Genomic DNA, 9,492 nt, shown 5'->3' with positions numbered 1-9,492 from the left:
GGGCGCGGTCCCGGCCGGCCGCCGGGCCCGGAAGATCCCCGAACTCAAGACTCCCAGTGTGGCAGGCCCGGGCCCGGGCGGCGTCCTCCTCACGTGCCGGTGACGTCCGCCCACACCCCCGGCAGCGCCCGGATCAGGTCCGGCGCGGTCACCGGGCCGGATAGCGTCCGGGCGGCCAGCCCGTGCAGCCAGGCGGCCGCGGAAGCGGCGTCCAGCGCGTCCAGACCGGCCGCGAGCAGCGCGCCGGCCAGGCCGGAGAGCACGTCGCCGCTGCCCGCGGTGGCCAGGCGCGGGGTACCGGTGGGATTGACCCGGGTCCGGCCGTCGGGCGCGGCGATCACCGTGGTGGAGCCCTTGAGCAGGACCACGCAGCGGTACAGCGCGGCGAGCCGGCGCGCGTGCTCCAGCCGCCCCGCCTCGATCCGCTCGCGGGTGACCTCGACGCCCGCGGCGGCGAACAGGCGCACCGCCTCGCCCGCGTGCGGGGTCAACAGCGTCGGGGCGGGGCGGGTGCCGGGGGCGGAGCGGGCGAGCAGGGTCAGGCCGTCCGCGTCCACCAGTACGGGCACTTCCGCGTCCAGCACGCTCGCGAAGCGCGCCTCGGCGTCCGGGTCGGTGTCCAGGCCGGGGCCCACCACCCACGCCTGCACCCGGCCCGCCTCGGCCGGGGGCGCCTGGGTCGCCAGCGCCTCCGGATGGGCCGCGAGCACCGGGCCGAGCACGGCGGCCGGCCCCGTGCAGCGGACCGCGCCGACTCCGCCGCGCACCGCCGCGCCGACCACCAGGACCGCCGCGCCCGGGTAGCGGGGGGAGCCTGCGGCCACGCCGAGCACACCGCGCGAATACTTGTCGCTCTCGCCCGAGGGAGAGGGCAACAACCGGGCCACGTCGTCGTGTTGCAGCACGGTCGGGTCCGGCTCCGGCAGGTGCGGGCCGAGGCCGATGTCGACGAGGTGCACCACTCCCGCGTGGGCCGCGCCGGGGTCGATCAGCAGGCCCGGTTTGTGGGTGCCGAAGGTGACCGTCACATCGGCGCGCACCGCCGCGCCCGCGACCTCGCCGGTGTCCGCGTCCACGCCGCTGGGCACGTCGACCGCGACCACGGTCGCGCCCGACACCCGGGCGAGCAGCGCGGCGGGGGTCGGGCGCAGTGCGCCCCGGCCGCCGATCCCGACGATCCCGTCCAGGACCAGGTCGGCCCGCCCGAGCAGGTCGGCGAGGCCGGGGCCGTCCGGGTCGACCGCGTCCCGCGCCCGGACGCCGGCCGCCCGGGCCCAGGCGAGGCCGGCCGGATGGGCCCGGTCCGGGGCGAGCAGCAGGGCGTCCACGCGCGCGCCGCGCCGGGCCAGCATGCCTCCCGCGTACAGCGCGTCGCCGCCGTTGTCGCCACTGCCCACCAGCAGCACCACGCGGGCCCCGTAGACCCGGTCGAGCAGGCGCACGCAGGTGCCGGCCAGCCCGGCCGCGGCGCGGCGCATCAGGGTGCCCTCGGGCAGCGTCGCGAGCAGCGCGCCCTCCGCGGCGCGTACCTGCTCGACCGTGTGTGCGGCGCGCATGGGCGGCCCCCTAGCCCTCGGCGATGACGACAGCGGAAGCGATGCCCGCGTCGTGGCTGAGCGACACATGCCAGTGCGTCACACCCAGCACGGCGGCGCGCGCGGCCACCGTGCCGGTGACGGCCAGCAGCGGACGGCCGGAGTCCTCGGTGGTCACCTCGGCGTCCAGCCAGTGCAGTCCGCCGGGCGCGCCGAGCGCCTTGGCCAGCGCCTCCTTGGCGGCGAAGCGCGCGGCCAGCGAGGCGACCCCGCGGGGCTGTCCGGGGCGCACGTTCCGCTCCGCGTCGGTGAACAGCCGATCGGCCAGTCCGGGTGTGCGCTCCAGCGACTGCCCGAAGCGTGCGATGTCCGCCACGTCGATACCCACACCGATGATCACGGCCCGAGCCTATTGCCGGGCACGGCGCCGAAGAACACACCGGCCACCCGCGCCGACCCACCCACCGGCGACGCGCCCACCACACGCGCCGACAACGCGGCCGGGCCGCATCCCCGGCGGGGATGCGGCCCGATCGGCTCGCGAAACGGTCCTGCGCGGTGCTCGTGGCGGTGTGCTCCCGCCCGCTCAGGAGGCTTCGACGACCTCCGACCGACGGGTCTGCCTCGTGATGGTGACCGGCGCCTCGACCCGCACCTCGGGGGCGCGGCGGGGGGCCCGCTGGCCGAGCACCATCGCGCCCAGGGCGATCACCAGGCCGAGCACCTGGAGCGGGGTCAGCGTCTGGCCCAGCACGATCAGGCCGGCGAACGTGGCGATCACCGGGTTGACCAGGCCGAGGAAGGAGGCCACCCCGGCGCCGAGCCGCTCGATGCCGCGGAACCACAGGACGTAGGCGAGCGCGGTGCCGATCAGCACGAGGTAGCCGAAGCCGAGCAGGTTGCGGCCGGTGGGCACCGGCGGCATGCCCTCGACGGCGAACATCAGCGGGACGATGACCAGGCCGCCGACGGTGAGCTGCCAGCCGGTGGTGGCCAGGAGCGAGACGCCCTCGGGCCGACCCCAGCGGGCCGACATCACCACGCCCGAGGCCATCAGGGTGGTGGCCAGGAGCATCAGGCCGATCCCGATCGGGTCGATCTTCGCCTGCGAGCTGAGCACCAGCAGGCCGACCCCGATCACCCCGCCGACGCCGGCGAGCAGCACCCGGGGCTGCGTGCGCACCTTCAGGATCAGGAAGGACAGGCCCGCGACGATCAGCGGCGACACCGCGCCGATCGTGGCGGCGACACCGCCGGGCAGGCGGTAGGCGCCGGCGAAGATCAGCGGGAAGAACAGCCCGACGTTGAGCATCCCCAGGACGAACGAGCGCCACCACCACACACCGGTGGGCAGTCGGCGCGACAGGGCGACCAGGATCAGCCCCGCGGGCAGCGCCCGCACACCCGCCGCGAGCAACGGCCGGTCCGCCGGGAGCATCTCCGTGGTCACGAGGTAGGTGGTCCCCCACGTGGCCGGGGCGACGGCCGTCGCCAGGAGCATCCCCAGGCGACCGAGTCCCTTGCTACCGCCCTGAACCGCCATGACTTTCACCTCAACGCTAGTTTTGCGAGCACTGACTATCTGAACGTTGAGATAAGTAAATACCTTGGATCTGCGAGCGTCAAGTAGATGAGCGTTGAGATAAATTGGAGCCATGAACGGACGTGACGCAATTGATGACGTATGGGACCAATGGCACCGTGAACGCCCCGAGATCGACACCGACCTGCTGGATGTGATGGCCGCCGTCGGCCGCATGAACCGACTGCGCCGGTACATCGACCAGACGTTGCGGACCTACTTCGCCCGGTACGGGCTCGACTTCTCCGAGTTCGACGTGCTGGCCACACTGCGCCGCTCCGGCGGCGTCGAGGGGGTCAGCGCGGGCACGCTGCTGCGCTCGGCGATGGTGACGTCGGGCGCGATCACCAACCGGGTGGACAAGCTCACCGCCAAGGGCCTGGTCGAGCGCTCGGTCAGCACCGAGGACCGCCGCTCGGTCCGGGTCAGGCTGACCCCGGAGGGCATCCGGCTCGTGGACGACATCCTGCTCGGCCACATCGAGAACGAGGCGCGCTTTTTGGCCGTGCTCGACGACGGCGAGCGCGACCTGCTCAACGGCCTGCTGCGCAAGCTCCTGATCGCCCAGGGAGACACCCACCTGGGCTGAGCTCATGAGGGCGCTTCGCGCCGGCTCGCGAGGGGCTGTTTGTCCGGCGCTTCGCGCCGGCTCGCGAGGGGCTGTTTGTCCGGCGCTTCGCGCCGGCTCGCGAGGGACCACTTTTCTGCTCCCCCGCTTCGCTCCTCCGCAGAAAAGCGGCCCCTCGCTCGGGGTCGGGTGTCCCTCCGCTTCGCTCCGGGCCACCCGACCCAAACTTCGCGGCTCCGCCGCTCTCCGCGCTTCGCGCGTCGATCCCGGGGGCGACCCGACTCGTGGGCGCTGACCCGCCACGGGGGCGGCGGGTAGGGGCAGCGGCCTCGCCGCACCCGACCCGGCCCGGCCGGTCCCGCACCGAGGCCGGCGCTCGACAAGACCGCCCCGCGCCCCCCTCATTCGAGGAGGGTGCGGGGCGGCCGATGCGCGGGACGGGCTACTCGACCGTGACCGACTTCGCCAGGTTGCGCGGCTGGTCCACCTCGTGGCCCTTGGCCGTGGCCAGCTCACAGGCGAACACCTGGAGCGGCACCGTGGACACCAGCGGCTGCAGCAGCACCGGCGTGGCCGGGATGCGCACCAGGTGGTCGGCGTACGGCACGACCGCCTCGTCGCCCTCCTCGGCGATCACGATGGTGCGCGCGCCGCGGGCCCGGATCTCCTGGATGTTGGACACGATCTTGTCGTGCAGGACCGAGCGCCCGCGTGGCGACGGGACCACCACGACCACCGGCAGGCCCTCCTCGATCAGCGCGATCGGGCCGTGCTTGAGCTCGCCCGCGGCGAAGCCCTCGGCGTGCATGTACGCCAGTTCCTTGAGCTTGAGCGCGCCTTCGAGGGCCACGGGGTAGCCCACGTGCCGCCCCAGGAACAACACCGAGCCCGCGTCCTTGAGCGATCGCGCCAGCTCGCGCACCGGCTCCATGGTGTCCAGGACCTTGTCCACCATCTCGGGCATCGCCGCGAGCTGCTCGATCACCTCGGTGATCTCGTCGCCCCACTTGGTGCCGCGCACCTGGCCCAGGTACAGCGCGACCAGGTAGCACGCGACCAGCTGGGTCAAGAACGCCTTCGTCGAGGCCACCGCGACCTCGGGGCCGGCGTGCGTGTACAGCACGGCGTCCGCCTCGCGCGGCATCGTCGAGCCGTTGGTGTTGCAGATCACCAGCACCTTGGCGCCCTGCTCGCGGGCGTGGCGCTGGGCCATCAGGGTGTCCATCGTCTCGCCGGACTGCGAGATCGTCACCACCAGCGTCTGCCGGTCCAGGATCGGGTCGCGGTAGCGGAACTCGCTGGCCAGCTCGACCTCGCAGGGCACCCGGGTCCAGTGCTCGATCGCGTACTTGGCGATCAGGCCCGCGTGGAACGAGGTACCGCAGGCGATGATCACCACCTTGTCGATCTCGCGCAGCACCTCGTCGGCGATCCGCACCTCGTCGAGCACCAGGCGCCCGTCGGTGCCGATCCGGCCGAGCAGGGTGTCGCCGACCGCCTTGGGCTGCTCGGCGATCTCCTTGAGCATGAAGTAGTCGTAGCCGTCCTTCTCCGCGGCCGACACGTCCCAGTCGACGTGGTACTCGCGAAAGGCCGCCGGCGCGCCGTGGAAGTCGGTCACCGTGACGCTGTCCCGGCGCAGCTCCACGACCTGGTCCTGGCCCAGCTCGATCGCCTCGCGCGTGTGCTCGATGAAGGCGGCCACATCCGAGGCGAGGAAGTTCTCGCCGTCGCCGCGACCGACCACCAGCGGGGAGTTGCGGCGCGCGCCGACCACCACGTCGGGGGCGTCGGCATGCGTCGCGACCAGGGTGAACGCACCCTCCAGGCGGCGGCAGACCCGGCGCATCGCCTCGGCCAGGTCCTGCCCCGCGCCCGGGAACTCCTCGGCCAGCAGGTGCGCGACGACCTCGGTGTCCGTCTCGGAGGCGAGCTTGTGCCCGCGCTCGGCCAGCTCGGCCCGCAACGCCGCGAAGTTCTCGATGATCCCGTTGTGCACGACGGCGACCCGACCCGCGTTGTCCAGGTGCGGATGCGCGTTCACGTCGTTGGGCGCGCCGTGTGTGGCCCACCGCGTATGACCGATGCCACACGTCCCCACCGGAAGCGGCGACTCCGTCAGCGCGTCCACGAGGTTGGCCAGTTTCCCGGCCCGCTTCTCGCTCACCAGCGCACCGTCGACGAGCACGGCCACCCCGGCCGAGTCGTAGCCGCGATACTCCAGCCGCCTGAGCCCGCCGATGACCACATCCAGCGCCGATTGAGCGCCCACATATCCCACAATCCCGCACATGGGGGCCAGCCTACGGGGTCCGCATCGAGCCGGCGGAAACACGTTCGACGGCCCGGCGACGGGCGGTCCGCGACCACTGACGACAATGAGTGGGTGCATTCCTTCGCGGCTCAGGGACCGGCTCGCGACCTGTCCCCCTTCGTCGAACTCGACCGCGCCGCCTGGACCCGACTTCGGGCCGGGACGCCGCTGCCGCTCACCGCGGACGAACTCGAGCGCCTGCGCGGTCTGGGCGACGTGGTGGACCTGGACGAGGTCTCCGACGTCTACCTGCCGCTGTCGCGCCTGCTCAACCTCTATGTCGGCGCCACCCGGGGCCTGGGTCGCGCGCTGACCACGTTCCTGGGCAACGGCGAGAACCCGGGGATACCGTTCGTGATCGGCGTCGCCGGCAGCGTCGCCGTCGGCAAGAGCACCACCGCGCGCATCCTGCGCGAGCTGCTCGCCCGCTGGCCCGACCACCCGCACGTGGAACTGCTGACCACCGACGGCTTCCTGTACCCCAACGAGGAGCTGGAACGCCGCGGCATCATGCACCGCAAGGGTTTCCCCGAGTCCTACGACCGGCGGGCCCTGGTGCGCTTCGTGGCCGACGTCAAGGCCGGCAAGCCCGAGGTCACCGCGCCGGTCTACTCGCACCTGACCTACGACATCGTGCCGAACGAGCGGTTGACCATCCACCGGCCCGACATCCTGATCGTCGAGGGCCTGAACGTGCTGCAACCGGCGTCGCCGACCGCCGACGGGCGCCCCCGGCTCGCGCTGTCCGACTTCTTCGACTTCAGCGTGTACGTGGACGCGCGCACCCAGGACATCCGCCGCTGGTACCTGGAGCGCTTCCTCAAGCTGCGCCAGACCGCGTTCCGCGACCCGGCCTCGTACTTCCGCAAGTACGCGGTGATGACGCCCGACGACGCGCTGCGCTACGCGGAGAACACGTGGGCGACGATCAACGAGGTCAACCTCGTGCAGAACATCCGCCCCACCCGCGGGCGCGCCACCCTGGTGCTGCAAAAGGACGCGGAGCACGCGGTGAGCCGACTGCGGCTGCGCAAGTTGTGAACCCGGGTACCTTCACGGGATGTTTCATCTTCGTCTGATCGTCCCCGTGGAGCGCAGCGCCGCCGTGCGCGACCTGCTGCTCACCGAGCCCGGAGCCACCCACCTGGTGATCTGGCCGGGCGCCGCGGTGCAGCCCGCGGGCGACGTGATCTCCTGCGACCTCGCCCGTGAGGCCACCAGTTCGGTGCTCGCCGAACTGCGCGCGCTGGACCTGCACCGGGACGGCTCGATCGCGCTCGAGGACCTGGACGTGATGTTGTCCCGCTCCGCCGAGGAGGCGGAGCGGGACGCGCCGGGCGAGAGCGCCGACTCCGTGGTCTGGGAGGAGATCGAGGAGGCCACCTCCGAGGAGTCCACCCTCTCGGTGACGTTCCTGGCCTTCTTGACGGTGGCCACCATGATCGCGGCGTGCGGCGTGCTGCTCGACAACGCGATCCTGATCGTCGGCGCGATGGTCGTCGGCCCCGAGTTCGGACCGCTGGCCGGACTGTGCGTGGCCGCGGTACAGCGCCGGCCCCGGCTCGCCGCCCGCTCCGGGCTCGCCCTGCTGATCGGCTTCCCGGTCGCGATGCTGGCCACCATGGCCTTCACCGGGCTCCTGGGCGCGCTCGACCTGGTCGACCGGGACATGCTGGAACGCCCGCGCCCGCTCACCGAGTTCATCTATCAACCGGACTGGTTGTCGTTCTGGGTCGCGCTGTTGGCCGGTGTCGCGGGCATGCTCTCGTTGACCAGCGCCAAGTCCGGCGCGCTGATCGGTGTGCTGATCTCGGTCACCACCGTGCCCGCCGCCGCGAACGCCTCGGTGGCGATCTGGTACACCGACTACGCGCAGGCCGGCGGCTCGCTGGGCCAACTCGGCCTGAACCTGGGCGCCATCGTCATAGCCGGCACCCTGACCCTGCTTGTCCAGCGCGGCCTGTGGAACCTCCAGGCCGCACGCACCAAGCGGCGGCCCCCGACCATCGCGCCGGGAGCCGCCGAGTCGTCGTGAACTCGCGCGCGTTCGACAGCCGGAGACGGCCTAGTCCAGCGCGAGCAACGTGCGTACCACCTCGGCCAGATGCGCGGCCTCGTCGTGCGCCTGGTCGTGGGTCTCGGCCTCGACCATCACCCGGACCAGCGGCTCGGTGCCCGACGGACGCAGCAGCACCCGGCCGGTGGCGCCCAGCCGCTCCTCCACCAGCGCGACGGCGTGGGCGAGTTCGGGGGTGGTGTGCACCCGGGTGCGGTCCACGCCGGCGACGTTGACCAACTGCTGCGGCAGGCGGGTCATCACCGACGCCAACTCGTGCAGCGGCTTGCCGGTCTCCGCGACCCGCGCGAGCAGGCGCAGCGCCGTCAGTGTGCCGTCGCCGGTGGTCGCGTGCTCCAACAGCACCACGTGGCCCGACTGTTCGCCGCCCAGCGAGAGCCCCGAGGCCTGCATGGCCTCCAGCACGTAACGGTCGCCGACCGCGGTCTCCACCATCTTGATGCCCGCGGCCTGCATGGCCAGCCTGAGCCCGAGGTTGGACATGACGGTGGCCACCAACGTGTTGTCCACGAGATGCCCGCCGTCGCGCATGGCCAGCGCGAGCACCGCCAGGATCGCGTCGCCGTCGACCAACTCGCCGCGCGCATCCACCGCCAGGCACCGGTCGGCGTCGCCGTCGTGCGCGATGCCGGCGTCGGCGCCGTGCTCGACCACGGCCGCCGCGAGCGCGTCCATGTGCGTGGAGCCGCAATTGTCGTTGATGTTCAGGCCGTCGGGCTCGGCGTGGATCGCGATCACCTCGGCCCCGGCCCGGCGCAGCGCGTCCGGCGCGACCGCCGAGGAGGCGCCGTTGGCGCAGTCCACGACCACCTTGAGCCCGTCCAGGCGGTGCGGCAGGGACGACAGCAGGTGCTCGACGTAGCGCTCGTGGCCCTCGGGGTGGTCCTGTACCCGGCCGACCGCGGAGCCGGTCGGCCGCTCCCACTCGGTGCCGAGCAGCGCCTCGATCCGGTCCTCCACCTCGTCGGGCAGCTTGTGCCCGCCGCGCGCGAAGAACTTGATCCCGTTGTCCGGCATCGCATTGTGGCTCGCGGAGAGCATCACGCCCAGGTCCGCGCCGAGCAGCCCGGTCAGGTAGGCGATCGCCGGCGTCGGCAACACGCCGGCACGGTAGACGTCCACACCCGCGCCCGCGAGCCCGGCGACCACGGCGGCCTCCAGGAACTCCCCGGACGCCCGCGGGTCACGACCGACCACGGCGAACGGCCTGCGGCCGTGCCCTGATTGCGGAATCCCGTCCCGGCCGCGTGATCCGAGCACCCGCGCGGCGGCGACCGCCAGGTCGAGCGCCAGTTCCGCGGTCAGCCGGCCATTCGCCAGGCCACGCACGCCGTCCGTACCGAAGAGTCGTCCCACAGTTGGATCTCCCGCATACATTCCGGATGTCTCGGACACTACCTCTCGGCGCCGCTCCTC

The 9,492-nt window shown here is 72.6% G+C and carries 8 protein-coding genes; 3 read left to right on the top strand and 5 right to left on the bottom strand.

Annotated elements, in window-relative coordinates:
* Positions 1–89: 89 nt before the first annotated feature.
* The 3 genes from ACMXN5_RS19930 to ACMXN5_RS19920 all read right to left on the bottom strand — a co-directional run bounded on the left by ACMXN5_RS19930 (position 90) and on the right by ACMXN5_RS19920 (position 3,078).
* Positions 90–1,556, bottom strand: a complete 1,467-nt coding sequence (locus ACMXN5_RS19930; protein WP_439676371.1) for an NAD(P)H-hydrate dehydratase — start codon at positions 1,554–1,556, stop codon at positions 90–92.
* A gap of 10 nt (positions 1,557–1,566) precedes the next feature.
* Positions 1,567–1,935, bottom strand: coding sequence for a holo-ACP synthase (locus tag ACMXN5_RS19925; protein ID WP_380005386.1), 369 nt, complete (start codon positions 1,933–1,935; stop codon positions 1,567–1,569).
* A gap of 186 nt (positions 1,936–2,121) precedes the next feature.
* Complete coding sequence (locus ACMXN5_RS19920) at positions 2,122–3,078, bottom strand: EamA family transporter (protein ID WP_439676369.1); 957 nt, start codon at positions 3,076–3,078, stop codon at positions 2,122–2,124.
* Between the two features lie 112 nt (positions 3,079–3,190).
* On the opposite strand from ACMXN5_RS19920, the gene ACMXN5_RS19915 reads away from it, so the two are divergent.
* Positions 3,191–3,706, top strand: a complete 516-nt coding sequence (locus tag ACMXN5_RS19915; protein WP_395787308.1) for a MarR family winged helix-turn-helix transcriptional regulator — start codon at positions 3,191–3,193, stop codon at positions 3,704–3,706.
* 421 nt (positions 3,707–4,127) lie between these two features.
* Here ACMXN5_RS19915 and glmS read toward each other — a convergent pair whose 3' ends face one another.
* On the bottom strand, positions 4,128–5,978 hold the full coding sequence (gene glmS / locus ACMXN5_RS19910; protein WP_439676367.1) for a glutamine--fructose-6-phosphate transaminase (isomerizing): 1,851 nt from the start codon (positions 5,976–5,978) through the stop codon (positions 4,128–4,130).
* 93 nt (positions 5,979–6,071) lie between these two features.
* Here glmS and coaA point away from each other — a divergent pair, with 93 nt between their 5' ends.
* Together coaA and ACMXN5_RS19900 are read left to right on the top strand one after the other, a co-directional pair.
* The gene (gene coaA / locus ACMXN5_RS19905; RefSeq protein WP_078975710.1) at positions 6,072–7,040 is read left to right on the top strand and encodes a type I pantothenate kinase; all 969 of its coding nucleotides are present in this window, start codon (positions 6,072–6,074) and stop codon (positions 7,038–7,040) included.
* A gap of 19 nt (positions 7,041–7,059) precedes the next feature.
* On the top strand, positions 7,060–8,034 hold the full coding sequence (locus tag ACMXN5_RS19900; RefSeq protein WP_439676365.1) for a DUF389 domain-containing protein: 975 nt from the start codon (positions 7,060–7,062) through the stop codon (positions 8,032–8,034).
* A 30-nt stretch (positions 8,035–8,064) separates the two neighbouring features.
* Here ACMXN5_RS19900 and glmM read toward each other — a convergent pair whose 3' ends face one another.
* Complete coding sequence (gene glmM, locus ACMXN5_RS19895) at positions 8,065–9,432, bottom strand: phosphoglucosamine mutase (protein WP_439676363.1); 1,368 nt, start codon at positions 9,430–9,432, stop codon at positions 8,065–8,067.
* Positions 9,433–9,492 lie beyond the last annotated feature (60 nt).

Origin of the sequence: Embleya australiensis, from assembly GCF_051903075.1 — a bacterium.
Taxonomy (GTDB): Bacteria; Actinomycetota; Actinomycetes; order Streptomycetales; family Streptomycetaceae; genus Embleya.
This window is presented reverse-complemented; position numbering and strand designations above follow the sequence as displayed.